This is a genomic window from Avibacterium sp. 20-129 (assembly GCF_026226845.1).
Taxonomy (GTDB): Bacteria; Pseudomonadota; Gammaproteobacteria; order Enterobacterales; family Pasteurellaceae; genus Avibacterium.
On sequence record NZ_JAKKOE010000001.1, the window covers coordinates 1179585 to 1206088 of the forward strand.

The 26504-nt window shown below is 40.9% G+C and carries 33 protein-coding genes; 11 read left to right on the forward strand and 22 right to left on the reverse strand.

Annotated features, from left to right (window positions below; genetic code table 11):
- Positions 1–17: 17 nt before the first annotated feature.
- From L5B90_RS05580 to L5B90_RS05640, 13 genes are all read right to left on the reverse strand, one after another.
- On the reverse strand, positions 18–602 hold the full coding sequence (locus L5B90_RS05580) for an outer membrane lipoprotein carrier protein LolA (RefSeq protein WP_265762357.1): 585 nt from the start codon (positions 600–602) through the stop codon (positions 18–20).
- A gap of 14 nt (positions 603–616) precedes the next feature.
- Positions 617–1063, reverse strand: coding sequence for an acyl-CoA thioesterase (locus L5B90_RS05585; protein WP_250351037.1), 447 nt, complete (start codon positions 1061–1063; stop codon positions 617–619).
- Positions 1060–1992, reverse strand: coding sequence for an LpxL/LpxP family acyltransferase (locus L5B90_RS05590; protein WP_265762358.1), 933 nt, complete (start codon positions 1990–1992; stop codon positions 1060–1062). Before L5B90_RS05590 ends, L5B90_RS05585 begins: the two co-directional genes overlap by 4 nt.
- Positions 1989–2714, reverse strand: a complete 726-nt coding sequence (locus L5B90_RS05595) for a glycosyltransferase family 2 protein (protein WP_265762359.1) — start codon at positions 2712–2714, stop codon at positions 1989–1991. Before L5B90_RS05595 ends, L5B90_RS05590 begins: the two co-directional genes overlap by 4 nt.
- Positions 2707–4032, reverse strand: coding sequence for an AMP-binding protein (locus L5B90_RS05600; protein WP_265762360.1), 1326 nt, complete (start codon positions 4030–4032; stop codon positions 2707–2709). The genes L5B90_RS05595 and L5B90_RS05600 overlap by 8 nt, the downstream gene beginning before the upstream one ends.
- Positions 4022–4585: a hypothetical protein gene (locus L5B90_RS05605; RefSeq protein ID WP_265762361.1), complete on the reverse strand. Its 564-nt coding sequence runs from the start codon at positions 4583–4585 to the stop codon at positions 4022–4024. Before L5B90_RS05605 ends, L5B90_RS05600 begins: the two co-directional genes overlap by 11 nt.
- Positions 4586–4589: 4 nt before the next feature.
- Positions 4590–6251: an AMP-binding protein gene (locus tag L5B90_RS05610; RefSeq protein WP_265762362.1), complete on the reverse strand. Its 1662-nt coding sequence runs from the start codon at positions 6249–6251 to the stop codon at positions 4590–4592.
- Positions 6244–6522, reverse strand: a complete 279-nt coding sequence (locus L5B90_RS05615; RefSeq protein WP_250351608.1) for an acyl carrier protein — start codon at positions 6520–6522, stop codon at positions 6244–6246. Before L5B90_RS05615 ends, L5B90_RS05610 begins: the two co-directional genes overlap by 8 nt.
- A gap of 8 nt (positions 6523–6530) precedes the next feature.
- A complete protein-coding gene (locus L5B90_RS05620) occupies positions 6531–6788 on the reverse strand; it encodes a phosphopantetheine-binding protein (protein ID WP_250351043.1) in 258 nt (85 codons plus the stop codon).
- 13 nt (positions 6789–6801) lie between these two features.
- Positions 6802–7554 carry a lysophospholipid acyltransferase family protein gene (locus L5B90_RS05625; RefSeq protein WP_250363984.1) on the reverse strand — a complete coding sequence of 251 codons (753 nt, stop codon included), beginning with the start codon at positions 7552–7554 and terminating at the stop codon, positions 6802–6804.
- Positions 7539–8291 carry a beta-ketoacyl synthase chain length factor gene (locus L5B90_RS05630; protein WP_250363983.1) on the reverse strand — a complete coding sequence of 251 codons (753 nt, stop codon included), beginning with the start codon at positions 8289–8291 and terminating at the stop codon, positions 7539–7541. The genes L5B90_RS05625 and L5B90_RS05630 overlap by 16 nt, the downstream gene beginning before the upstream one ends.
- Before the next feature lie 6 nt (positions 8292–8297).
- Complete coding sequence (locus L5B90_RS05635) at positions 8298–8693, reverse strand: hypothetical protein (protein ID WP_250363982.1); 396 nt, start codon at positions 8691–8693, stop codon at positions 8298–8300.
- Between the two features lie 63 nt (positions 8694–8756).
- On the reverse strand, positions 8757–9170 hold the full coding sequence (locus L5B90_RS05640; protein WP_250363981.1) for a hypothetical protein: 414 nt from the start codon (positions 9168–9170) through the stop codon (positions 8757–8759).
- Positions 9171–9310: 140 nt separating this feature from the next.
- Here L5B90_RS05640 and L5B90_RS05645 point away from each other — a divergent pair, with 140 nt between their 5' ends.
- The 4 genes from L5B90_RS05645 (at position 9311) to L5B90_RS05660 (ending at position 12354) form a co-directional block, all read left to right on the forward strand.
- Positions 9311–9736 (forward strand): excinuclease ABC subunit A, encoded by a 426-nt coding sequence (locus tag L5B90_RS05645; RefSeq protein WP_250351047.1) that lies wholly within the window; start codon positions 9311–9313, stop codon positions 9734–9736.
- Between the two features lie 137 nt (positions 9737–9873).
- Entirely contained in the window at positions 9874–10800 is a 927-nt protein-coding gene (locus L5B90_RS05650) for a dialkylrecorsinol condensing enzyme (protein WP_265762363.1), read from the forward strand.
- Positions 10801–10802: 2 nt separating this feature from the next.
- Positions 10803–11966, forward strand: coding sequence for a beta-ketoacyl-ACP synthase III (locus L5B90_RS05655; protein WP_265762553.1), 1164 nt, complete (start codon positions 10803–10805; stop codon positions 11964–11966).
- Positions 11953–12354 (forward strand): hypothetical protein, encoded by a 402-nt coding sequence (locus tag L5B90_RS05660; RefSeq protein WP_250363979.1) that lies wholly within the window; start codon positions 11953–11955, stop codon positions 12352–12354. The genes L5B90_RS05655 and L5B90_RS05660 overlap by 14 nt, the downstream gene beginning before the upstream one ends.
- Before the next feature lie 20 nt (positions 12355–12374).
- On the opposite strand, the gene L5B90_RS05665 is transcribed toward L5B90_RS05660, so the two are convergent.
- On the reverse strand, positions 12375–12911 hold the full coding sequence (locus L5B90_RS05665; RefSeq protein ID WP_250363978.1) for a hypothetical protein: 537 nt from the start codon (positions 12909–12911) through the stop codon (positions 12375–12377).
- Positions 12912–13008: 97 nt separating this feature from the next.
- Between L5B90_RS05665 and L5B90_RS05670 the strand changes: the two genes are divergently transcribed.
- From L5B90_RS05670 to L5B90_RS05695, 6 genes are read left to right on the forward strand one after another with little or no spacing between them, the layout of a single operon-like run.
- The gene (locus tag L5B90_RS05670) at positions 13009–14010 is read left to right on the forward strand and encodes a BtrH N-terminal domain-containing protein (RefSeq protein ID WP_250363977.1); all 1002 of its coding nucleotides are present in this window, start codon (positions 13009–13011) and stop codon (positions 14008–14010) included.
- A gap of 7 nt (positions 14011–14017) precedes the next feature.
- Entirely contained in the window at positions 14018–14740 is a 723-nt protein-coding gene (locus L5B90_RS05675; protein ID WP_250364530.1) for an ABC transporter ATP-binding protein, read from the forward strand.
- Entirely contained in the window at positions 14734–15978 is a 1245-nt protein-coding gene (locus L5B90_RS05680) for an ABC transporter permease (protein ID WP_250363976.1), read from the forward strand. Before L5B90_RS05675 ends, L5B90_RS05680 begins: the two co-directional genes overlap by 7 nt.
- Positions 15978–16262: an acyl carrier protein gene (locus tag L5B90_RS05685; RefSeq protein WP_250363975.1), complete on the forward strand. Its 285-nt coding sequence runs from the start codon at positions 15978–15980 to the stop codon at positions 16260–16262. Before L5B90_RS05680 ends, L5B90_RS05685 begins: the two co-directional genes overlap by 1 nt.
- Positions 16263–16264: 2 nt before the next feature.
- A complete protein-coding gene (locus L5B90_RS05690; protein WP_250363974.1) occupies positions 16265–17323 on the forward strand; it encodes a beta-ketoacyl synthase N-terminal-like domain-containing protein in 1059 nt (352 codons plus the stop codon).
- Positions 17324–17328: 5 nt separating this feature from the next.
- A complete protein-coding gene (locus tag L5B90_RS05695; RefSeq protein ID WP_250363973.1) occupies positions 17329–17958 on the forward strand; it encodes a hypothetical protein in 630 nt (209 codons plus the stop codon).
- A 106-nt stretch (positions 17959–18064) separates the two neighbouring features.
- Here the strand turns inward: L5B90_RS05695 and L5B90_RS05700 are convergent, their stop codons facing one another.
- Together L5B90_RS05700 and mobB are read right to left on the reverse strand one after the other, a co-directional pair.
- Complete coding sequence (locus L5B90_RS05700; RefSeq protein WP_250363972.1) at positions 18065–19459, reverse strand: DHA2 family efflux MFS transporter permease subunit; 1395 nt, start codon at positions 19457–19459, stop codon at positions 18065–18067.
- 27 nt (positions 19460–19486) lie between these two features.
- Positions 19487–19987, reverse strand: coding sequence for a molybdopterin-guanine dinucleotide biosynthesis protein MobB (mobB, locus tag L5B90_RS05705; RefSeq protein ID WP_250363971.1), 501 nt, complete (start codon positions 19985–19987; stop codon positions 19487–19489).
- A gap of 126 nt (positions 19988–20113) precedes the next feature.
- Between mobB and pgtP the strand changes: the two genes are divergently transcribed.
- A complete protein-coding gene (gene pgtP / locus L5B90_RS05710) occupies positions 20114–21439 on the forward strand; it encodes a phosphoglycerate transporter protein PgtP (RefSeq protein ID WP_265762364.1) in 1326 nt (441 codons plus the stop codon).
- A gap of 135 nt (positions 21440–21574) precedes the next feature.
- On the opposite strand, the gene L5B90_RS05715 is transcribed toward pgtP, so the two are convergent.
- From L5B90_RS05715 to L5B90_RS05740, 6 genes are all read right to left on the reverse strand, one after another.
- Complete coding sequence (locus L5B90_RS05715; protein ID WP_265762365.1) at positions 21575–22009, reverse strand: SoxR reducing system RseC family protein; 435 nt, start codon at positions 22007–22009, stop codon at positions 21575–21577.
- Positions 22010–22969, reverse strand: a complete 960-nt coding sequence (gene rseB, locus L5B90_RS05720; protein WP_265762554.1) for a sigma-E factor regulatory protein RseB — start codon at positions 22967–22969, stop codon at positions 22010–22012. It lies immediately after the preceding gene.
- A gap of 73 nt (positions 22970–23042) precedes the next feature.
- Positions 23043–23618 (reverse strand): sigma-E factor negative regulatory protein, encoded by a 576-nt coding sequence (locus L5B90_RS05725; protein ID WP_250364529.1) that lies wholly within the window; start codon positions 23616–23618, stop codon positions 23043–23045.
- A gap of 32 nt (positions 23619–23650) precedes the next feature.
- Positions 23651–24226, reverse strand: a complete 576-nt coding sequence (gene rpoE, locus L5B90_RS05730; RefSeq protein WP_250351063.1) for an RNA polymerase sigma factor RpoE — start codon at positions 24224–24226, stop codon at positions 23651–23653.
- A gap of 100 nt (positions 24227–24326) precedes the next feature.
- Positions 24327–24575 (reverse strand): FAD assembly factor SdhE, encoded by a 249-nt coding sequence (locus tag L5B90_RS05735; protein ID WP_250351064.1) that lies wholly within the window; start codon positions 24573–24575, stop codon positions 24327–24329.
- 236 nt (positions 24576–24811) lie between these two features.
- Positions 24812–26500 (reverse strand): fructose-specific PTS transporter subunit EIIC, encoded by a 1689-nt coding sequence (locus L5B90_RS05740; protein WP_250363968.1) that lies wholly within the window; start codon positions 26498–26500, stop codon positions 24812–24814.
- Between the last annotated feature and the right edge of the window lie 4 nt (positions 26501–26504).

A 26504-nucleotide genomic window follows, 5' to 3' on the forward strand; every position in this document is an offset into this window, starting at 1 on the left:
TTTAGGTACTCATTTTTCTATTCTAGTGCTTGTTTCACCGCGGATGATAATGGCTGATTAAGCTGAATATGCTGAAAGTAAATTTTTGTGCTATCACCTTGTACTTCATTCAGTTGCATTGCCGTTACGCTCTGATTTCCCTGTACAATAATTGAAGTAAAGATCTGTTTCATTAAGAGCGAATTTGGCGTAAGTTGCAATGTCCATTGTTTGGCATTACCACTTAATGCAAAATCAAAATGGCTTTTTAGCCCCGACAAATCCCCCGATAACAAGCCTAAAAACAGACGAATTTGTTGCGATTGCGCCATATTTCCGTTAGCAACCCAATCTTGCCCATTCCATTGTGCAATACCCTGTGGGGTAATCCGTAATTCTGTGTGAAAAGGCTGTGTCATTTGCCACAGCAAGCCTTTTTCTGCCACTAATGTAAAGTTTCCTTTAGTTTCAATAGGTTGTGGCAATGCTTTAAGAAAACGCTGCTGTACAAAATCTCCTTGTACGGTATGACTTTGCTGAAGTTGAGCGATAAGATCTTGCTCAGAAAACGCCCAAAGAGGTAAACTGACTATCCATAATAATAACGCAAAATATTTTTTCATCTTTCCTATTCCAATTAAGCGAGAGGTTGAAAGCCTTTATATGCCTCAAACGCCTTTCGCCAATTTTCCGTTGCTTCTAATTGCATCTCGCCCGTTTTAGCATCCACCACCACTTGTGTCGTACTGGCTACGGTGAGTTTTTTGCCTGTTTGTAAATCGCTAATTACATAGTCGATGCGTAGGCAAGTATCGTATTCCAATACCGAAAGGGTAACACGAATTTTTTGGCGAAAAAGTGCCGGACGAACGTATTTCACATTCAGTTGCACAATGGGCCAACCATAGCCGTCAGCACGAATATGATCGTAAGTGTAACCAATCTCTTCTAACAATGCACAACGTGCCATTTCAAAATATTTGATGTAATGCCCGTGCCACATAATATGTGCGGAATCCACATCAAAAAATGGGATCTCGTAATCAGATTGATGTTGGCAATAAATATGTTTTTTTGTTTTCATTTTTGTTCGTCATTCCAAAAATCGTAAAAATTGAACCATTGCAATGGCTGTTCTCGGCACGCTTGCGCCAAGACATCAGCATATTGTTGCATTGCCTGCTGAATGTGTTGCTGACGGGCAATACCTCGTCCTGAAATAGCTGAGCTGAATCGGCGAAGTTTTAATTGATAACGCTCTTGCGACTTCACACAAAACACCGTATTCAGTGGTGCTTTGAGCAATGCCGAAAGCAACCAAGCCCCCTGCGGAAAATCGGCTGACTTGCCAAGAAAATTGACTTTTTCGGTTTTATCACCACGCACCGGAATCCGATCAGCGGCAATAGCAATCCATTCACCTCGCTCTAACCGTTGGTGCAATTCAAACATTTTTTGTGCATCTAAATCCATTACCTGAATAACGGGAAGGGCTTTAGCGCCGGCTTTTTCTAAAGCTTGATTGAATGCCTCAGCGTGATGACTATGCACTAATACATTCAGCACAAAATTAGGGTGATGTCCACTATCTACTAACGCGCGACAAATTTCAATATTACCAAAATGGGAACACAATAAAATTTGCCCGCGGTTTTGATGATCAATATCGTGATAAAGATTGTCCGCATCATCAATGTGCAAATCACGATAATGAATTTTATTTTGCCACACCGCAAAGCGATCGGTAATCGCGACACCAAAGGTTAAAAACTGGCGAAAAACCGCCCAACGAGGTAACCGCGTGTCAGGAAAAGTTTGGCACAAACGTTGCTGATATTCCGCAATATATTGGCGGGCTTTCTTTGATGTAACAAAAAAATAGCTCACCACGACAAAGGTAGCAATGCGGATCGCCCACAAAGGCAGATATGCCACAATCAAGCGTGTTAAGTTGAGAAAGAAACGCGTTCCACGCTCCTGCTGTTTTGCCCAATGTTTATCTGATTGGCTCATAATGGCTTGCCTTGTATCATTCGACATACCATCTGCCAAAAAAGTTTGGTGTGCATTTTGCTGATTTTCCAATTATCCGCAAAAGCTCGAAAATGAGATGTGCCATTCTTATCATAACGAACGGGGGTATCCACCCATACCATTGGGATTTGATACCAGTGCGCTTTGACAATAATTTCAATATCAAAATCCATACGATCGCCAATTTTTTCCTGCTTCAATAAATTGATCATTGCTTCCACAGGATAGAGCCGAAAACCACACATTCCATCTAAAATATCGCGTGAATGGGTGTGGATAGCATTCCAAAAATCGGTAATTTTTCTACCATATAAACGAGCCTTAGGTGCATCCTCACCATAGATTGGATGCCCACAAATAAGTGCGGTGGGATTTTCAGCACTTTTTTGCAAAAAGATTGCCACATCAGAAAGCTGATGCTGTCCATCTGCATCGACTTGTACGGCATAGGCAAAACCCTGTTCCCACGCTAATTGAAATCCCACTTTCATTGCCGCCCCTTTTCCCCCATTTTGTGGGCAAAAATGGACTTGAATACCCTCTTGCTGAGCAAGCGTATGCAGTACGGTTTTATGAGAATCGGTTGAGCCATCGTCAATAATCAACACGGGCAAATCAAGTTGGCGTAGCTGATTTGCAACAGCGCTAACCGTGGTTGAATGATTGTAATGAGGGATAAGCGCAATTACCTGTTTATTCATTAGCGAATTCCTCTTGCTGGCTAAGAAAAGCTTGCTCGAAATCAGCGTTTAAAATTTTTGATTGACTATTGCGTGGCAATTTGTCGGTAAAACGCCAAAAACGGGGTAAGCCTGCCGCTTCTTGATTTTGACTCAGGTGTTGGCGCAGTGAATGAATCACCGCGTTACGCCCTTGAGTGCGGTAAACTTTCAATCCTTCTTCCGTTAACGCGACCCAAGCCGCAGGACGAGCCTGATTTGGGTGCTTTGCCACAAAGCAATCAATGACCCAAGAATGCTGCTGCAAGGCTTGTTCTATATTGACCAGAGAAATACGTTTGTCCCCCAGTTTTACAATGCGGTCCGCGCGTCCTAACAGTAAAAAGCGCTCGCCGTGCATTTGTACCATATCAGCCATAATTTCTGGTTTATCAAGCCAAGGCGAATTAACCCAAAGCGTTTCATTTTCTGTTAATCCCACCTCTGTTACCACTGTCGGTGTCCATAACGTCTCTTGTTCTCGAAAAGCGATTGCACCAGTTTCAGTACTACCGTAACATTCGATCATTCGGCAACCTAGCATATCGTGGATACGTTGTGCGGTCTCTGAAGGCAAAGGAGAACCTGCTGAAATGACAGCACGAATACCGCAACGAGCCAGTTTGGTGTCTTTTAAATTAAGGTGAGTAAGCAATGCGGGGCTACTCACCCACAATACATTCTCTGCTTGTAAACTTTCGCTCATCAAATATTCAGGATAATGGTATTGCAAACGAGCGATAGACCAACCAAGATAGAGCGGTAAGAAAATACGGTAGGATAAACCATAATGATGTTGCGCGGAGACACTTGATACCACATAAAGTGGTCTATCCGCTGAAAACTTGATAGTATCAGCAATAGCTTGTGCTTCCTGCCACATTTTTTTGGCTGTTTTGATCAAAACTTTTGGTTCACCACTACTACCTGAGGTTTTAATCCAAATTTCGCTTTGACAATCAGGATCAATTAACGGTTGCGCGAGGGTTTCTGCTTCTACCTGTTGTTCTAAACCGAAGGTCGCAACACGCTCATTATCCATCAGCATTGCATTTTCTCGTGCAAGCCATTGTTGGTTTTCTGCTAATAAATTAGGTGGCAATAACACGCGCACTTTTGCCTGAAAACACGCCAACAACACGCACGCCATCTGTGCGGCATCATCAAGCCATAAGCCTAAGCTACGCACCTGTTGCTGTTGTAATTGCTGACTAATTTGCCAAGCTCGTAAGGTAAAATCTTGCTTTGACCAAGGCGGATTTAAGGTAATATCCTTGATTGCTGAAAAATTAATTTGCATGATATTTTTTTACTCGTTGTCGAATGATCCATTCAATGCCCATAATCAAGCCAATGAATACATAGGAAATCACCCCTGAATATAATGCCCAATAATCATAATATTGTCCCAATATGAGTGCAGTCGTCACCCCAATATTAATAATAAAAACAATGCACCACACTTGGGTTACGGTTCGGGTGTAACGCACACCTTTATCGGTTAAATTTGGCTCTTGTAAGCGCGCTAAACGTTCAACAAAAGTCTGCGATTGCCATAAACTGCTTGCAAACAATAGCAACATTAATCCATTAATAATCACTGGATACCAAAACATTCCTACTAAAGCACGCGTGCCGGCAATCACCGCTAAAATTAACGCTAAGCAAAAGGAAAAATAACGCTGCGTTGATGGGGGTTGTTGCCATCCTTTCACCGCCCATAAGAGTGCCATTACCCACGGTAGATAATATAAAATGGGGCTATCTGCCCCCTGCCACCAAAAAAAAATGGGAAAAGCCACCGCACTTATTGCAAGAAATAAGGTGATAAGAACGGAAGTGAAGGCTTTCATTATATTATTCCGTTAAAATTGCCACGCCACTACAGCAAGTTTCTTCTGCTACCTTGAGTTGGAAAGCCATTCGTCGCTTTTCAGGTTGCCAAGTAAGCGAAAGTTCAAACTCATCATTTGGACGTAAAAAATGCTGGAACTTCAAACGATCAATGCTCGAAAACGTTGGGGAATACCCTAAAAAATCCTGCATTTTTTCGCTGATCCATTGTAATTCGATCACGCCCGGCACTAAGGGAAATTCAGCAAAATGATCTTTTAAGAAACGCAATTCCAACGGCACTTTGCCTTTTATCACATACTGATTCTGATCACACGCTGGCGCTGACCAAATGGGATCAAGCACGGTTTCCACACAAACCTGATTAAAGGCTAATTTATTAATTTTCGATTGACTATTGCGGGGTAATTTATCAGTAAAACGCCAAAAACGTGGAATAGCTGACTTATCTTGATTTGCTGCTACGGCTTGTTTCAGTTGTGCAATGACTGCACGACGGCCTTGTTCACGAAAGGCGTTAATACCCACTTCCGTCAATCCTACCCAAGCGGCTAAACGATTTTGTTCTGGATGACGTGCAATATAACAATCCTCCACAAAAGGATGCTGCAATAACTGACGTTCAATACTCACTAAAGATGTGCGTTTATCGCCGATTTTTACAATGCGATCACAGCGTCCGAGTAAACGAAAACCCGAGCCTTCAAATTCTACGACATCTGCCGTTTGCTCACGCCCAAAAATCCAATCGGCTTCAATCCACAAGGCATCTTGTTCATCTTGTCCGAGCTGGCTCTTTGGCAACCGTTGCCAAAGATGAATATCATCACGGATAGCAATAGGCCCTGTTTCCGTACTACCATAAATTTCCACCACAGGGGCGTGAATTGCCGTACGAATTTGCGTTGATACGTCATCAGCCAATGCACCGCCTGAAGAAACCACACCTTGCAAACTTTCTGGCATAGCCATTTTATCCCAAGCAATACTTGATAACATCGCAGGACTGCTCACTAACACCGCATTTTCTGATTGGTTAAGTGCCGACTTAATACATTCAGGATAAAACAGTTGCTTACGCCCTATTTGCCACCCTAACACTAAAGCCATCATAATATGCACGGTTAACCCATAAACGTGCTGAATGCTTACGGTGCTAATTGCACGCCACTGATTATCTGCAGGAAACGGTAAAGCATCGGCTAACACTTGCGCACTTCGCCACATTTGTTGAGCCGTTTTGACAATGGTCTTTGCTTCTCCTGTACTGCCAGAGGTTTTCAGCCAAATTTCCGTTTGTGCATTACGATCAAAGTGCGGTGCAAATTTTTCTTCTTTTGGAATAACCCTATCCTGACCAAACGCATCAAAGGATACTTTTGAAGGCAGTGTTGCCTCGTTATCACATAACCAAAACTGCGCGTGCTGAGCAACCCATTCAAGGCTTTCTTTAGTTAAATTAGGCGGAAAAAGTACGCGTACATCAGCCTGCCACGCGGCAAGTAAGGTACAGGCAAGATTGGCGCCATCTTCTAGCCAAACAGCGATAGATTTCACGTTTTGCTGTTTGAAAGCTTCTGCCATTTGTAACGCTTTATAAGCAAAGTCGCCATAACGCCAATCAGGTTGTGTAGCGATAAGGCTGTGTTCCGTATAATTAGGCATTCTGTGAATCGTCTGTGGCTTGTTGGGTTTGTTGGCTCATTTTTAACACGGCTTGCACCACATCATTTACGGTACGCACATTGCGAAAATCTTCAGGTTTCACTTTGTATCCCGTGTTACGTTTGATGTAATCAATTAAATCAATGGCATCAATGCTATCAATTTCCAGATCTTCATAAAGATGGGTTTCTGGTGTGATCTTATTTGGATCAATTTCAAAGAGAGAAACCAAAGCCTCAGAGAGTAAGCCCTGAATTTGTTGTTCTGTCATCATCGTTATTAACCTTGTTGTGAACGAATAAAGGCGGCTAAAGTATTAACATTCGTGAAGTGATCGCGTAACGCGTGCTGTTCACTATCTAATTGTAAATTAAAGGCTTTTTGTACAGCTAAACCGAGTTCAAGTGCATCAACGGAATCTAAACCTAAGCCCTCATCACTGAAAAGCAATGTTTCATTTTCAATATCTTCTGGGCTGATGTCTTCTAATGCTAAACTTTCGATAATGATATTTTTAAGTTGTTGTTCTAATTCCATTTTATTTATCCTTTTATTGAGTTTGAGAATTAAAATAATCGTTTAAATATTGTGTTAGGCGACGTGCCGCCAAAGGTAAAGGCTTTTCAGCAAGCCAAATTTGTGGATCGATATCATCGCCCACAGAAAGCGTATAAGTAATGCGCGTTTTAGGAAGTTGATACCAAGGTTGCCCTTTCTTGAAATTCAGTGGACGCATTTTTATCACTACCGGCGTAATAATTTTCGCACTGCGTAAACCAATTGATACCGCACCACGGTTCAGTTTTACCACGCCATCCCAACCGGTTCTTGTTCCTTCAGGGAAAAGCAAAATTGCTTGTTCTTTCAGCACGTTATCACATTGTTCTAACAGCTCAAGAGATTCCGTATTCGGCAAAAATCCACAAGCCAGAATTTGATTTCGCATTGTGGGGTTGTGTAATAAATCTTGTTTTACAATGCAATTTAACTCTGGCGTTTTCGCTAAAGTAAGCACGACATCAAGTAAAGAAGGATGATTAGCGATCACTAATTGTCCCGCACGTCCTAATTTTTCAAACCCCTGATAGGTTACTTCTAGCACACCACTCCAAACGCAAAAGCGAATAAAATAATACCAAATTTTCCCAACAAAACGACGCACTTTTAATTGTGTGGCTAAATTTTGTGGGCGACGTGCATAAGGGTATAGAATCAACTGCAATAATGTTCCTGCAACGCCCCAAAAAGCGAAACCTATGGCGGTAGCAAGAAAACGGCGTAACCAATCTACTTTTTCTGCCATAACCAAACCTCTCCACGGGAGCTTAACGTTTGCCACTGAGATTGGTCTAAATATTGTTGCTGCACCCAAAATAACGCATTGTCACCACACTTTTGTGCGGGTTCAACGCCTTCCTCAGCACGATGTAAGCTAAGTTGGTATTGATCGCCTTTTTCTACGACTAAGGCTAACGCATAACCAAAAGGCTGACGAACCACAGGTTGTGCATTATATTGTTCCGCCAATGGCGATTCTGCGACGACGACAAGCACTCGTTGTTGTCCTTCTTGCAACAATAAGTAAGCTTCAAGTAATGCGACTTCTAAATTATCTTGTTGTGCCATAATTGCCGTGGTTTCTGCTTTTACTTGGCGCATTTCTGACCATTGTCCAACCAACGCATTATGCACAGATAAATTAAAGGATGTGGGTGAAATATCACCTTCGCTTAAAAGACTATGCCACAGAGCAAAATTGCGATTAATTTCACTATTCGCAGAAGCATAAACCACGGGGATATTAGGCTGTTCTTCCATAAGATCCCACGCTGCTTCAAAAAATAAGCGCGCCAATTCACTTAAACGTCGCCGTTTTAATGGGGGTAAAAAGGCTAACTTAGGAGCAAAAGGTTGCCATAAGTGGCTATTTTGCCTCCAATGTTGTTCGCCTAATTGCCAATCTTGGGGGGAAAGCTCACGGTTAGTCACCACTTTCCATCCTCTTAGCGAAAAATTAAACTGACAAATTGCGGTGTTCATTGATTATTATCTAAATAATGTGTTAATCATTACATCAGTTTGGCTTTGTAAATCCAGCTTCACTCGATTTTGGCGCTTGTTATACGCAACAAGACCAACAATTCGATTATTTTGCTCAACAGTCAAACGAGCTCGCCCAATAATAGTCTGGTTATTACGCAAGCTCACTCTTAAAATGGAACTACAGTTTGCTAATTCATTTGGTTTAGCAAAATATGCACGAATTCCACGCTTTTGCAAACTCGCCAAAATAGCATTAGAAAAACCCACGGGTGCGTGTGTCAAATCTGCGGCTACACACAATGGCTGTTTTAGCAATGGCACAGGAACTGGTACGGGATCTGCTGACATACAACCAGTTAAAACGAACGCTAATGAGCTTATTGCAAGCAATTTTTTCATCGTCACATCCTTTAAATATCTCAGTAAGAAACTCAGCAAATTTACGATTAAGAATAGGGAATATTATTGAAATAATTCGTTAATCATTAAATCGGTTTGACCTTGTAAACCCACTTCTTTTACACGCTCCGCTTCATCACCGCCTCTTCTATAAGTAACAAAGCCAAGCACTTGCTTATCTTGTTGAACTTTTAAACTCGCACGGGCAATAATGGCACGGTTACCACGAACATTCGCTTTTAAAATAGATTCGCAACTTGCTAACTCATTGAATTTAACAAAGCGTGCTTTAATACCACGTTTTTTTAAGCTCGCTAAAATTGCGTCAGAAAAATCTTCAGGTGCTTTTCGCAAATCTGCGGTAACGCATAATGGCTGTTTAAGACTCGCTAATTGCACAGGTTGCGAATCCTTAATCCCTGCTGCACACCCTACTAAAGTGACGGCACAGAAACAAATTGAGAATAATTTTTTCATTATAAAAACCTAACCATTTATTAATAAAAAATATTGTGGAAGTTTACCTTAATTTACGCTAAATTACCAAACACAAAGCAACCGTTTACATAAGATCAAATTAAGGTATTTAATCTATCTAATAAAAACAAGGAAAAATTATGAAACATTCAGTAAAATTTGCCATTGCTTTCACCACACTCTTACTTGCTGCTTGCGCACCAAGAGATACCACTCATTATTACTCCATTCAGGAAGCGTTGAATTCCCCTGAAGCGAAAGAGGTATTAGATCCCAAAATTAAACTCTATTTCGGCAGACCTGCACCGGGTTCGACCGTAAAAGCAGGTATGGTCAGTAATCGTAAAACAAATGCAGCAAATAAAAGTGATGAGAAATCTTGCCAATGGGCGTTCCTAACCGTAGTGAAACAATTCCAAGATACGGCAAAAAAACATCGTGCCACGAAAGTGGGCAATATCATCAGCTTCTATAAGAAAAACCCTTATCGCAGCACAACGCAATATGAATGTCACGCAGGAAATCTAATGAGCGGTGTTGCCTTGAAAGGCGATATTGTTCGCTAATTCATTTCATTAAGTGCGGTCAAAAATTGGGAAATTTTACACCGCACTTGATATTTTATCTGGCTTGACAAGCACATTATCAAATTTATAATTTTGCGCCGAATTTTATCGGTGTATGCTTTGTAGTACTTAACTTTATGGTCACGCATTCAGCTAAACATATTCTTGTCGTTTCTTATTCGCAAACAGGGCAACTTTCTCGCTTAGTGGAAAGTTTTCTACAACCAATACGCACTCAACAAGACATTTCAATTGAAGAATATCAGGTGAAACCGCAACAGGATTATATTTTTCCGTGGAAATTTATCCCATTTTTTAATACCTTTCCTGAAAGTGTTCACTTACAACCTGCGCCCATTGAAACACCAACACTGCAACGTAGGCAATATGATTTAGTCATTATTGCATATAGTGTTTGGTTTCTTTCTCCATCTCAACCGATTACCGCGTTCTTACAAAGTGAACAAGCTAGAGACGTCTTGAATAACACGCCTGTCGTTACCTTAATCGGCTGCCGTAATATGTGGTTAATGGCGCAAGAAAAAGTCAAAGCATTATTAAATCAAGCTGGCGCAATACTAGTTGGTAATATCGTTAAAACGGATCAATCTAACGCGTGGGCAAGTTTTATCACCACGCCATTATGGCTGTTTACAGGTAAAAAGCGTCCTTATAAGTGGTTACCTAGCGCGGGCATTAGTGAAGAAAATATTGCCGATATGCAGCGATTTGGTGGCAAACTTGCAGAAAAGTTAGCGGAAAATGTCTCTCTTCATCAACCCCTGTTTCAGAATATGGGCGCAGTGCAAATTGATGAGAAACTGATGATGAGTGAAAAAGTCGGACACCGTAGCTTTTATTTATGGGGTAAGCTATTACTTAAGTGCGGTCAAATTTCACCACGTTTGCGCCAAGCTGTGTTATATGTTTATATTGCTTTTTTAGTCTTATTAATTATTACCGTCGTGCCAATTTCCGCTCTCATTAAGCGTTTATTAAAACCATTATTAAAAGAAAAACTTGAGCGCCAAAAACGCTATTTTGCTGCCCCATCTGGAGAATAATGATGTCGCAACTTTCTGAGGTTTATATTAATTCAGTGGCAAGTTTTTTGCCAAATAATCCTGTTACCAATGATCAAATGGAAGCCGTATTAGGAATGGTCGGTGATGTTCCTTCCCGTGTTCGCAATATGATTTTACGCTCAAATGCGATTCGCACGCGTTATTACGCCATTGACCCACAAACACGGCAAGCCACGCACAGCAGCACAGAACTTGCAGTCTGTGCTATTGAAAAATTAGTGGCGCAAGGCGTGGATATAAATCAGCTTGACTGTTTAGCCTGTGGCACCTCTTATCCGGATCAAATTATGCCGGGACAAGGGGTAATGGTTCACGGCTTAATTTCCAATGCGCCAGCTTGCGAAGTGCTAACTACCGCAGGCGTTTGCGTGGCGGGAATGGCAGCGATGAAACACGCCTATAATGGAATTCGCACAAGGGAACATCAAAATGCGATTGCGGTGGCATCTGAAGCCGCCTCAGCAGTAATGCGTAGCGAAAATTTTCGTCCTGAGATTAATCAAAAACAACTTGATAATGCAAAGCCTGAAATTGGCTTTGAAAAAGATTTTTTACGCTGGATGCTTTCAGACGGCGCAGGAGCAGCACAACTAAGCCATCGCCCAAATCCAACAGGCATTAGTTTTAAAATTCATTGGATTGATCTCGTCTCTTACGCCAATGAAATGCCTGTGTGTATGTACGCAGGCGCAGAAATCGACAATGGCAAGTTTGTTAGTTGGAAGACGGTGGATAGCCAATATCGCGACACACATAGCCTAATGGCAATTAAACAAGATGTAAAATTGCTCAACGAAAATATTGTGAAATATACCGTCGAAAAAGCCTTAATTCGCTTAATTGACAAATATCAACTCCGTGCTGAAAATATTGATTATTTCTTACCGCACTATTCTTCGGGCTTTTTTCGTAACAAATTATCGGAAGGTTTACAACGTATTCAGTTTGATATTCCACAAGAAAAATGGTTTACCAACCTTGCCGAAAAAGGAAACACGGGATCGGCGTCTATTTACATTATTTTAGAAGAATTTATGCGCACTTTCCCACTCAAAAATGGTCAGAAAGTGTTATGTTATATCCCCGAGAGCGGTCGTTTTTCCTCTTGTTTTATGTTGCTTGAGGTGGTGAATGGATCTGAATGACATTCCACAAGATGATAGCCGCATTTTCCGTGGACAGAAAAAGATCATCTACGCCACCCAAAATGGGCATTATCAAGCTAGCACAAGCACAGGCTGGCAAACGGAAGAATTTGCTACTCAGCAAGCCGTGGAAGCCCTTAAGCAACAAACAGAACAAGCCTTACAGGCGGTTAAAAACGGGCAAAAATCAGTGTTGTACTATTTAATGTATAAATATCGTTTTGATGAACAATCCCTCGCCCAAGCCACCGGCTTTTGGCAATGGCAAATAAAACGGCATTTTAGGCCTGAGGTTTGGAATAATCTACCAATTAAAAAATTAGCAAAGTATGCAGAAACATTTGGGATTAGCATAAATAACATTTGGGCATTACCAGAGGACATCTGATAACACCCAAATATGATTAATTATTTCTTAGAACGTTTTTTCATCATTTCGTTAAATGCTTCAACAAATTGGTTTACGTTATCTGATGCGGTAACGATACGAGAACGAGTATGACGTTGAGAGCCAGAGAAGAAAAATTTATCACTTTCTCCTTTGTTAAAGATTTTCTTGGTGAAAATTTGGTTAGAATTTTGATCAGTTACAGTATATTCAATTTCCATTGTTCCAGGAAATCTTCTCATACTCCAAGCTGCTTGATTTGCCTGTAATATATGTGCGTGGATTTTATAATAGCCTTTTCCGTTTGGTGTGAAAATATTTGCGTTGTTTAATGCTGTCTTTAGGCTACCATAAACTAGCTTATCAATGCCAACAGCTGTAGCTTGTCGTGCAAGTCGATCATTCATATCAACTTCAACCGTATAATCTTGTTTTACCAACGGTTGAGCATTAGGCTCTGTTTTATTTAATAATGAAGGGTCTGCTTGCAAAGTCATACAACCAGTTAAAATTAATGTTGATAAAAATAATATTCCTGACATAAATAATTTTTTCATAACGAGAAAACTCCTTAAAGATGATGTAATATAAAATAAGAGAAATTATTATACATTTTAAATAGTAAAAAATCCGTGTTATAAATCAATTTTACAAATGAACAATAACTTTTCCCACCAACACACTGCCCATTGCGAAAGTGGCGTGATGTCCACCTTACTCAAATCGCAAGGGGTTAATTTCAATGAAGCGATGGTATTTGGCTTGGCATCGGCATTGACCTTTGTTTATATTCCACTCATCAAAATTAGCGGAATGCCGTTAATTTCTTATCGAATGCCACCGGGGGTAATGCTTAAAAAAGTGTCAAAAGTATTAAAAGGAAAACTTGCGTTAAAACGATTTCGTTCACCACAACAAGGGCAACAAGCCTTGGATAAGGCTTTAGCGCAAGGAAAGCTGGTGGGGTTGCAAACTTCAGTGTTTTGGCTGCCTTATTTTCCGCCCGAAATGCGTTTTCATTTTAATGCACATAATTTGTTAGTTTATGGCAAACAGGAGAATGAATATTTAATTAGCGATCCTGTCTTTGAGCAAGTACAGCGCTGTGCGGCACAAGATTTACAACGCGCCCGTTTCGCAAAAGGCGCATTAGCGGCAAAAGGGTTAATGTATTATTGGAAAACTTCGCCAAATTTGACCGCACTTGATCTACCCGCCATATTGCGAAAAGTGATTCGCAAAAATGCCAAACAAATGCTCGCACCGCTTTGGTTTGTTGGTGTGCGCGGAATGTTTTCTCTTGCAAAACAAATCGAAAAATTTGCTCACAGCAAACAAAGTGAAAAATACAAAAAACTCTTCCTTGGTCACATCGTGCGAATGCAAGAAGAAATTGGCACAGGTGGCGCGGGCTTTCGCTATATTTATGCCTACTTCCTAGAGCAAGCGGCAGAAATCTGCCAAGAGCCAAAATTCAAACAAGCCTCACAACAAATGACAGAAATTGGTGATCAATGGCGACAATTTGCCAGCCTTTGCGTGAAGCAATGCCGGCAGCCAACAGCACAAGGCTATCAAGATTTAGCAGAAAGATTACGTCAGATTGCTCAGCAAGAGCGTCAATTATGGCAACAATTAGCTCAATCCAAAGGATAATTCTATGATGTTGCAAATTGAAAATCTTTATCATCGTTATCCACAAAGCCAAGAATTCGCTTTACAAAACATTCAGTTGGATATTTCTCAAGGACAAGCAATCGGTTTGCTTGGTCCTAACGGCGCTGGGAAGACAACATTGATGTCTTTACTTTGTGGATTGCTGGCGGTGCAGCAAGGACAGATTTATTTTGAGGGTGTACCATTTCACAAATTGAGCAAACAACAGCGTCATCAACTTTCTTTGGTGCCACAGGATTTTGCATTTTATCCTTTATTAACGGTATGGGAAAATTTAAAATTTTTCGCCGCACTTTATCATATCAATGATAAAAACTGGCTCATTGAATTATTAGAAAAAGTCGGGCTAACTTCTTATAAATCTAAATTAGCAAAACATTTATCAGGCGGATTAAAACGCCGCTTAAATTTTGCTATTGGTTTAATTAATCGTCCAAAGGTGATTTTTTTAGATGAAATCACCGTAGGTATTGATCCTCAATCCCGCCAATTTATTTTAAATTCCGTAGCAGAATTAACTCAGCAAGGCATCACGGTAATTTACACGTCGCATTATCTGCAAGAAATTGAACAACTATGCGATCAATTAGTTTTACTCAATGAAGGTAAACTCATTTATCAAGGAGAAATAAAGGGAATGCTTGCTGAAGGGCAAAGTCTTGAGCATTTTTATTTGGATTTTTTACAACAAGCGGGGAACAAATGCTAATTGCTGCAATGTTCAAAGAATTACGCCTATTAAGCCGCGATCTGCACGGTGTGGCAGTGTTATTTATTATGCCGATTTTATTTATGTTGATTATGTCAGCCGCACTCAGCAGTGAAAATGAACTAGGTAATCGTGGCGAAATTTTGCTGCTTGGTACGCCAAATGATCCCCTAAATGACGGATTTTTTACCACACTACAACAAGAGGAATTGCTCGTAAAACAAGGAAATATCGCTCAATTAGAGGTATATCAACAAGATTTACTACAAGAAAAATTTGCGTTGATTGTAGTAAATCCCAATCAAGATAAAAATGCACTAAAAGAAGAACAGCCTTTACAACTTTGGCTTAATCCCAGTGTGGATCGGGCGTGGTTGCTTGGCGTTAAAGGCATCCTGCAAAAGCATTACAGCCAGCAACGACTTGAGCGTTATTCCAAAGATAATCACATTGTATTGAAACACAATCAACGCAATCCAGTAAAACGCATTCAGCAAGAAGTCAATCAAGCATTAGATAAAAAATTCGATGAAATTAATACTTATTTAGCACAAGAGCGCTGGCAAGAAATTTATCTTAATCGCCAAGGGAAAACGGTCAATCAGCCCAATGCTGTGCAGCATAGCGTGCCTGCGTGGTTAATTTTTGGGATGTTTTTTATTATGATCCCCCTTTCCAACGTAATGGCGATGGAGCGACAAACCAACACGCTCACGCGTTTACGTTTAGCAAGAGCCTCAAGTCTGAGGCTGATTTTAGCAAAATTAGTGCCGTATTTTTTGATCAATCAATGCCAATTTATTGGAATGATTGCCTTAGGCTATTGGGTGCTACCAATGCTTGCTATGCCTGCGTTTAGCTTAAATGGTGAATGGTGGTATTATGCGGTGCTGTCGGCTGCGGTAAGCCTTTCTGCGCTAGGCTATGGTTTATTAATTAGTGTGATTGCACGCACAACTGAACAGGCTGTGGTGCTAGGAGGCGGTGGCATTATCATTATGGCTGCCATTGGTGGCATTATGGTGCCAACTTATGTAATGCCTGATATGATGCAAGAAATCGCCCAATTTTCACCAATGGGTTGGGCATTAACAGCATTTCAGCAACTATTATTAAATCAGGCTACGTTAATGCAAATTCAGCCTGAACTTTGGCTTTTAACGGGTTTTGGTGCTGTGATGCTCTTCATCGCCGTGCTGATTTACGCCCATCAACTCAAAACACAAGCGAGATTTTAATGAGCTATATTTTTACTCTCAGCCAACCTGAGCTAGAACAACAACTGAAAAACTTGATCGTGCAAGAAAGCGATAAAATGGACATCGATCCCAGCGCGATCAGCGATGATGAGCCATTATTTGGTGAACAAAGCCGTATCCAGTTAGACTCTCTAGATGCACTACAAATTGCGGTGGCACTACAAGCTCACTTTAAAGTGAGGTTAAATGGCGACCGAATGGTGCGTAAACATATGATGAATATTCGTGATTTAGCCCACTTTATCCGTCACCAACATTCTTAACAATGCCGAAAGTCTATCTCACCGCAGCGAGCCAACAAAATGCACAAACTGCTAAGCTTAATCCTTGGCAGCAATCTTCAATGCTTGGGCAAAGCCAGCATTTGCCTTATTTTCGTGCTTTTGAGCAACCCTTGCTGAATTTCGATCAACTTTGCACTTATTTAGAACAGCATATTGACAAGGTATTAACGCAACGCGGTTGGCAAGCCGATACACTGCAAAATACCCCCATTCTTTTAGGCTCAACGGCGTATTTAATGAGTGATTGCGAATTTCGTTGGCATAATAATCAGCCTTTACCGCAAGAATACAGCCTAGCGCTTATCGCAGAACGTTTAAAAACACGCTATCAAACGCCTGTTTTCAGCGTTGCGACCTCTTGCACTTCCTCTGCACAAGCAATGGGCTATGCTTATCAAATGATTGAGCAAGGGCAATGTCAGCGTGCTTTGGTGGTTGGTTTTGAAATGTTTAACCGCTTAACCTTTGAACATTTCAATGCAATGCACTTATTGGCAGACGATTTGCCCTATCAACCTTTTGAACAGCATAATGGTATTATTTTAGGGGAAGGAATCGCTTGCGTGGCATTGGAAAATCAACCAAATCCAGAGAAAAAGCTAGAAATTTCTGCCATCAGCACGATTACGGATCACCATAATCTAACCAATAGCTCCGCAGAGGTATTGACTCAACTGATTGCAAATTGTTTGCATAAAGCAGGATTACAATCTCATCAACTAGCTGGCATTAAAGTTCACGCAGTGGGCGGAAACAGCGATGAAATGGAAATCGCGTTTTTGCAACAACAGTTTCCGAGCATTCCTTGCTTATTAGCCAAACCGTACCTTGGACATAGTTTAGGTGCAAGTGGTGCAATGGAAACTGCGTGGCTTTGGCAACAATTACAGCAAGATAAAACAAATTACTTAACCATCCCCCCACAAGGGGCAATAGAAAAGCAAACGCAACCGCTTTCTACGGGCTATTATTTGAACTACTTTTTAGGCTTTGGTGGCAGTAATATTGCTTGGATTCTTCACTGGCAAGGAAAAGAGTAAGTAAAATGAAATCAAATCGTTATTTAAAACAACAAAGCCAGTTTATTACACAAGGGCAAAGTGAGGCAGAACTCCGCCAGCAGCTCAAAGCCTTTGGTGTAGATGCACGTCGTTTAAGCAAATTTACCCAACTTTGTTTACTCGGGGCATTACCACTGAAGCCTTATATCACGCCAAATACCGCAATTTATTTGGCTTCGCCTTTTAATTCACCAAGCAAATTTAACAAATTATTCCACCAGCTTATGGAACAAGACTTGCCTAGCCCACTGGATTTTATGGCAAATCTCAATAACGCGACGGTTTTTCAGCTTTCACAACATTTTCAAACAACGGGCAATAGCCTTTTCTTAATTACCTCGCAAGAGGATGTGGATCATCCATTACAGCTTGCGCAATTAGCATTAAGAAGCGATTCCGTCGATCAGGTGTTAGTCGGTTGGGCAATTGAATCACCAACAATGGAATGGGAAGGAAGCTGTTGGTGGTTACTCAGTAATGTCGCAGGGGAAAATGCCTTATCATCAAGTGCGGTGCAAAATTCGCCAAATTTTTCTACTTCACACCATTCTCTACCAGAAAATCATTATTTGCATTTTGCATTGAATGGGCAGAATTTCGATCTAGATACATAAAAGCACAATATCAAAAAGTGCGGTGGAAAATTCACAAAAATCCTACCGCACTTTTATTTTGCTCTCTCAAGTCTCAACATCAGCAAGTGGTGATCTCGTATTAACATTATTTTTTTCTTATCTGCAAATTCTCGCCATCTTGTTTTCTTAAGCCAGAAAGAATGAGTATGAGAATGAAACCAAATAAACTGGACGTTAAGAAAGTGAAGCTAAATGCTTGTTGTAACTGTTCGGCATTTTCACCCAGTACATTGCGATACACATTTAACATCACCGAAGAAACGGCAATGCCAATGCCAATCCCGACTTGCTGAATCACACTAAGCATTGTTGAACCGGCACTGGCATTACTGTCCGATAAGTCGCCGATGGTTAAGGTATTAATCGCAGTAAAACTGACCGACATACATCCGCCGTATGCCAATAAAATCAACACCATTTGCCAAATTGGGGTATGCCGTTGTAATAAGCTCATTGCGGCAATCACCAAAGTCATCACAATGGCGGTGCTGATTAGGGTTTTCTTATAACCAAAACGAGAAAGAATACCGCGAATAAGCGGTTTAAACGCCATTGAGCTAACCGCAATAGGCACCATTAACCAGCCAGCGGCTTCCGCACTATAATGGAATACCACTTGTAGCATAAGAGGTAATAAAAACGGCACGCCCGAACCACAAAGGCGGATAAATAAATTCGCAATAAAACCTAAGCGGAAGGTGCGAATGTGGAATAAGGAAAGCGGCATTAATGGGTTGTGAACTCGTTTGGCATAAAGATAATAACTGGCGAGAAATAATATCCCCACAATCAATACCAAAAAAGCAATCCAAGTTGCGGTGAAATGCTCTGCCACTAAATCTAGCCCTAAGGTCAAGCCTACAAGTCCACCGGCAAACAGCATAAATCCCGCTTTATCTAAACGCCCCACTTGCCCTTTCATATTTGGCATATAACTGCCTGCAAGGAAAATCCCAGCTAGCCCGATAGGAATATTAATTAAGAAAATCCAATGCCACGTCATATAGGTAACGATTAAGCCACCTAACACGGGACCAAGGATTGGTCCAATTAGCCCCGCCATCGCCATAATATTCCACGCATTTAATAGCTGATTTTTCGGTACAGAACGGATGATCGCCAAGCGAGCAACAGGCATCATTAACGCGCCACCCGCCCCTTGCAAAATACGGGCAAAAATCAATTGTGGCAGAGAGTGCGATAAGGCACACACCACCGATCCCAAAACAAAAATACCAATGGCAGAACGAAAAACCTTCCGCGTACCAAATTTATCCGCTGCCCAACCACTTAATAGAATAAACAAGGCAACAGTTAAGGCATAACTAATGATTGCCAACTGCATATTCAGTGGCGATTCATTTAGACTGCGAGAAATCGTCGGTAACGCTGTATTCAAAATCGTCGCATCAAGGGTTTGCATAAAAAAGGCGACAGCGGCAATCCACGCCAAGCCCGTATAATTTTTCGTTTCTGTCATAAAAATTCTGCGATTTTGCACCGCACTTTATTTTATTTGTTGTTGATACCAATGAAAAATAAATGCGGCAATGTGATCAATCTGATTAATATCCAAACGTGGCACAGCACAGCTTAAAGGGTAATCCGTTGCAAGCGCAATGACTTTCTCATCAATCTCTGGCAAGGCTTTCTCCATGGCTTGACGATGCAATAAAATCTTTGCAATCGGTTCGTGCTTAAAGCCTTCCACCAAAATGAGATCCGTCAATTGCGGATCAAATTGCCCTGCCAAATAAGCTAAATTCACTGGCTGTGGTGTTTCTGTCATCAACGCCCACCGCCTATCACAAGCCATTATCACTTGGCTTGCGCCCGCTTCTTTCATTCGCCAGCTATCCTTGCCTTCCTTGTCCACTTGTGCATTATGATGACTGTGCTTAATCACTGCCACGCGCAGCCCAAGATCGGCAAGCTGAGGCAAAAGTTTTTCCAATAAAGTGGTTTTTCCACTACCGCTGTATCCGGTTATGCCAAGCATTGAACGCATTTTGTCCTCTATTTGAGAGTTAATTCAACAATTAAATTTAATAATGAACTTTTTGTGAAGAATATCACAGATTAATTTATTCAAATACTTAATAATACGCTCAATTTCACAAAATTGGAGGATCTTATGCTTGGATTTTTAAAAGCCTCACCCCCTACTACACGTATCACAGATAAAGCTATCATTGATCGGGATTATCGTCGATTACGTTGGCAAGTCTTTTTTGGAGTGTTTATTGGCTATGCTGCCTATTATTTAATTCGCAAGAATTTCTCTCTTGCCATTCCGCATTTAATCGAAGAATATGGCTATACCAAAGCTCAGCTGGGTACAGTTTCTTTTGCACTTGCTGTGGCTTATGGTTTTAGTAAATTTATTATGGGTAATGTGTCAGATCGCAGTAACCCAAAATATTTTATTACTATTGGTTTAGTTGCTTCTGCGATGGTGAGTATGATCTTCGGTTTAGTGCCGGGGGTACTTTCTTCACTTTCTGCGATGATTGTACTTAGTGCTTTAAATGGTTGGTTTCAAGGTATGGGTTATCCACCCGGTGCAAAAACAATGACCAACTGGTTTTCTACCTCAGAGCGCGGAAGTTGGTGGAGTTGGTGGAATGTTTCTCATAACATTGGTGGTGGCTTAATTGGTCCACTGGCGATTTTAGGTTTATACCTTTTTGGTGCGTGGCAAGCGCTCTTTTATCTTCCTGCAACCATCGCGATCTTGCTTAGTGTTGTAATGTTTTTCTTAATGCGTGATACGCCTGAATCACAAGGATTACCACCCATTGAAGAATACAAAGGGGGAAAAGCGCAACAAGTTGAATCAGCCCATACTTTAACTGGTAAGGAAATTTTCTTTAAATATATCATTAATAACAAATTCTTATGGGCAATTACGATTGCTAATGTATTTGTTTATTTTATTCGTTACGGGATTATTGACTGGGCGCCAACGTACTTGAAAGAAGTCAAACACTTCACGTTTGATAAACAAAGCTGGGCATACTTCCTTTATGAATATGCGGGTATTCCCGGAATGTTAGTAAGTGGTTATTTAAGTGATAAAGTCTTTAAAGGACACCGCGCTCCGCCGATGCTAATGTTTTTAGTAGGGGTATTAATTGCGATTTTCGTCTATTGGAAAAATCCAGCAGGCAACCCAATGATAGATAATATCTGTTTAATCGCGATTGGCTTCCTCATTTATGGTCCTGTTATGATGATTGGCTTACAAGCGGCTGATTTAGTTCCTCGTGTGGCAACAGGTACAGCGACAGGGCTTACTGGATTATTTGGTTATCTACTTGGTTCTGCCAGTGCAGGAACAGTATTAGGTGCCGTAGTGGATAACTTTGGCTGGGACGGCGGGTTCTATATACTTATCGCCTCAAGTATTCTTGCCTTTATTTTTATCTCGTTCACTTTATTTAGAAAAGTAGAAAGTTAAGCCGTCTTCTGTAAAAACGCCTTATATCGCAAAATATAAGGCGTTTTGTTTGATTTAATTAATAAAGTGAGGTTAAAAATATTGATCTTTTTATCGCATAACGCGGCTTGCTAATTCTATTTCCTTACAAAAATACTACTTAATTACACGCAAAAAGATCGGGCGGTAGCTGGTTTTTTTTTGCCAAGATTTCGACACAAGATGAACAATAATAAAGGCAAGTGCGGTGCAAAAAATGATAAAAATGCCTTGTGGCAGTTCGGTTCGCCAAAGGGTATCTGCAATCAAGGCGGAAAGCACTAAGATAATGAGTGGAAAAAAATAGACAAGCAAGCTTGAGTGTATTAAGGAACGTTCACTTAACCCAATTTCTATAATTTGTCCGATATTGAGGGGGGTGATGGTTTCTACTTCAAAAATATGCGTTGTACCTACGCCATTTAACTCTGCGAGTGCTGCCGAGCCACAGGCTGATTTAGCCGTACAACTTCCACAAGCGCTTTGAGATTGGCATTTCACTTGTGCAATACCTGATTGGTAAGAGATCACCACCGCACGTTCTGTTAGCATTTATTTCACCTTAATATCTTGTACGATACGTTTTGCGGTAGAAATTGGTAGCTGTCCAACTAAAGTAAATTCGTTATCGCCAAAGGTTTCGCTATAAAACGTTCTTGTGCCATTCCACCAGCCGTTTTTTTCTTCATTTGGCAAAATAGAGGCTGAACGGTAAAGGGTAAAGGAAAACAATCCATCGCTATAAAGCTGTGCTTCAATGCGTTCTTCACCATTCATTTCCACGCTGCGATTAATCAGCTTAAACCCATTTGGCAACCAACTTGGCTGCCAGTTAAATGCGTCATTGCTTGGTTGGAAAGTAGTTTTGTCATTAAGCAGTGCAGGAAAGCCCATATGATTGATCACATTGAGCAAATCATCAAATTGTTCGCTTTGATACAAATTCACTACGCGGAATTGCTCTAACAGGTTATTTTCTCGGTCTAACACATCACTGCGTAACAACAGATGGCTTTGTTCGTCAATAAACACCACATATTGATAACGAAAATCATCTTTTGGCACGATACGAATCGTTTTTACCACGCGATCTGCCACGCGGTTACGTCCAATATAGATGAAATCATAATGTTGCTTCAACGCATCAAGATTACTCCACAGAATCGCAGGTAAACTGTCCACAATATGATTCGCGTTAATTGAGAACGGCGAATAATTTGGTTGGAAATAGCTCACCACATTATCACGTTGCACAATTTGCTGAGGCATTCCATCTAAGGTAAGTAATTGAGCATAGGTTTTGCCATTATAATGAATATGGCTATAACGCAAGGAGGCCATATTCGGTGTGGTTTGCACAAAGGCCATTTCATAACTCAGGCGACTGCCTGCCTGTTGCATTTCGTCTAACAATTGGCTGGGCTGTACCGTATCGCTTTCTGAAGCCCATACGAGATTTGCAGAAAATAGCACTAAGGAAAGTGCGGTAAGTTTTTTGATCGTTTTTAACATCATTATTCACACATAGGATACAAACAAATTCACCACCAAAAATGGTGGTGAACAACCTAAACTTCATTCATTATTATTTCTGATTTTGCAAATTTAATCTATCTGCATAAATACGTTTTTGCAATTCATAACTTTGTAGCATTGAATCAATGCGTTTATTTTTTTGTTCAATTTGTTCTGGTGTAATCACTGATTGGGCTGGGGCATTATAACTCACTTCTTGCACCGAATTATTAAATGGTAAGGTTTGTAACACAGGTGTATCCTGACCTTCTTTCGCATTGTTTGCCATAAAACTCTGCACACCCATTACTGCCACCAAACATACCCCAGCTGCCACGGCGAATTGCGTCATCGGCATAAACCACGCTTTCAGTTTTTGGCTAAATGGAGATTGCTTAATTTCTTCTGGCATTGGTTGTGAAATTTTAGGTTCTGCCACAATCATTTCTTCTTGCTCGATTAATTCGGCCATTTTGTTGGTAAAATCTTGCCCGAGCAATACGTCGCTTTCTTGGCGTATGACGGAACGAATCAGATGAAAGTTGCCCCAAGATTTTTGTAAATCTTGATCTTGACAAAGTGCCTCGGTAAATTCCGCGCTTAATTGTTCTCCGTCAATATAGGCTGAAAGTTGTTCTTTTTGCATCATAAACTCCAAGATTAATCAATTTACTTTAGTTAGTGCTGAAGTAAAGGTTGAATTTTATTTTCGATAATTTCCCTTGCTCGAAAAATTCGTGAGCGTACCGTTCCTACTGGGCAATTCATAATATCGGCAATTTCTTCATAACTTAATCCTTCTAACTCACGCAAGGTGATGGCGGTTTTTAAGTCTTCCTGCATACTATGAATGGTATCAAAAATAATCTTCTTCAATTCACCAGATAACATCTGATTTTCGGGGGTATCTACGTCCCGTAAATTCGTTCCCACATCATAGGATTCTGCTTCATCTGCCAAAATATCTTCATTTGGCGGGCGACGCCCTTGTGCGGTTAAATAATTTTTTGCCGTATTTACGGCGATACGATATAGCCAAGTGTAGAAAGCACTATCACCACGGAATAATTCAATTGAGCGGTATGCTTTAATGAATGATTCTTGTACAACATCAGGAATATCATTCGGCGATACATAACGGGTTAATAACCCTGCTACCTTATTCTGATAACGCGATACCAACAAATTGAATGCTTTCTTATCTCCCTGCTGTACCCTTTCTACCAAAGCCTGATCTGTTAGCTGTTCAGCCATATAACCTCTTATATACCTCTAACAAGCCTTGATATACAAGACAGCAAGCTCGTGTTCTCTTAGAGGCGTAAAAATTGTAAAAGTTCAAAATATTTATAAATTAATGTGATAATTTTTCTTGTATATAGGAAACCATTTGCTGTAATTCAAGATCTGGCGCAGGTTTTCGATTAAAAAACCACGAAAAAAGTTGCAAATCTGTTGCTGAAAGTAAACGAACAAAGGTGGCTTTTTGTTGCTCATCAAGGTCATCAAAATGCTGTTGGAAAAACGGCATTATGACCTTATCTAATTCAAGCATTCCACGCCGACAATCCCATTCAAGGCGAAATTTATTATATTTTTCCATATTTGTTTCCTTCTTGAACCGAATAATGGGGGGGATTATAGCGGAATTTGATTAGCGATGTGGGAATAATTTTGTTTTTTCTTAAGTGTGTTGCTCTGTTTTGCAATAAGCTGACATCGGCTTGATTTGTTGTATTCTTCGTATTCTTGCCTCAAATGACTTTGTTTTATTTAATGCTTAAATAGTGATAAAAAACCCGACATTTATGTCGGGTTTTGGTGATTAACAAAGTGCGGTTATTTTTCCGCAAGTTTTGGTTTAATCACCGAATAGATGACCCCTGTTACAATAGCGCCAATTGCGATAGCAGCAAGATACATTAATGGTTGCGTAACAAATGGGATCACAAATAATCCACCGTGTGGTGCTTGTAAGCCAATGGATAAACCTAAAGACATCGCGCCTGCCACAGCCCCCCCAATAATACTTGATACAATCACACGTACAGGATCGGCGGCAACGAATGGCAATGCCCCTTCAGAGATAAAACAAAGCCCTAACACAAAGGAAGCTTTACCAGCATCACGTTGATTGGCGGTGAATTTTTTGCGTGCGAGTAACGTGGCAATCGCCATTCCAATTGGGGGTACCATACCCGCTGCCATCACTGCTGCCATTGGGGTGTAAACGCCAGAAGCGATTAAACCTGTACCAAAAGTATAAGCCGCTTTGTTCACTGGACCGCCCATATCCACGCACATCATCGCACCAAGTACCGCACCTAAAAGCAACGCATTGCTTTGTCCCATTGTGTTGAGCCATTCTACCAAGGCATCCATTAAGCCTTTAACTGGTGGGTTGATAAGATAAATCATCACTAAGCCCACAATGGCAGAGCCAAGCAATGGTAAAATTAAAATCGGTTTTAATGAACTTAAACTGGCTGGTAATTGAATCGCGGAATTTAAGCCTTTCACCACATAACCTGCGAGCAAGCCAGCAATGATTCCGCCTAAAATCCCTGCGCCTGCTGTGGTGGCGAGCATACCGCCAATTAAGCCGACAGCTAACCCCGGACGATCCGCAATAGAAAACGCCACATAACCAGCAAATACGGCAATCATCAAATGGAATGCAGCGCCACCGCCAATATCCATTAAGGCTTTTGGTAAGCCGCCTGCAATATTTGGATCTTTAAATGCCTCAATCCCAAACATAAAGGAAATGGCGATCAGCAAACCACCTGCCACCACTAATGGCAACATATGGGAAACCCCAGTCATCAAGTGTTTGTACAGCCCTTTACGTTCGCCACGGCTTTCTTCGCTGCTTTGTACTTTCGCTGTACTTGCACCAGTATAAATTTTTGCCTCTTTAAACGCTTTTTCAAATTCTTGTGCGGTTTTCTTTAATGCAAGTCCCGTGGAAGTACGATACATCGGCTTGCCTTCAAATTTGCTTAAATCCACATCAATATCGGCTGCGATAAAAACTAAATCGGCATTTTCCACATCTTCAGGAGAGATAATATTACTTGAACCCACCTGCCCACGGGTTTCTACCTTCACATTCCAGCCTTGCTTTTTAGCATATTCAGCAATCGCTTCCGCAGACATAAAGGTATGCGCCACACCTGTTGGGCAAGCGGTTACCGCCACAATATTTTTGGTTTTATTGGAAAAATCTGGCGAAATTTGCACCGCACTTTGTGTTTCGTGTGGGGTATAGTCTACTGCCTCAGCCATCGCTTGAGTTAAGATGGTTTCAGGGGCATTAAAGGCATTTTCTGCGTCTGCCACAAAAACCTTTTTACCTTGTAAGCGATGGTCATTCGGCATTCCACCTAACGCAATCACTAAATCTGCTTGATTGGCATCTGCCACCACTTCATTGCTTTGTTGTTTTGCTGCTACGGCAAGCACCTGTTTAATCAAAAAGGCTTTGGCATTGCCTAATTGTGTTGAGGTAGTTAAAAATATCTTCATCGTT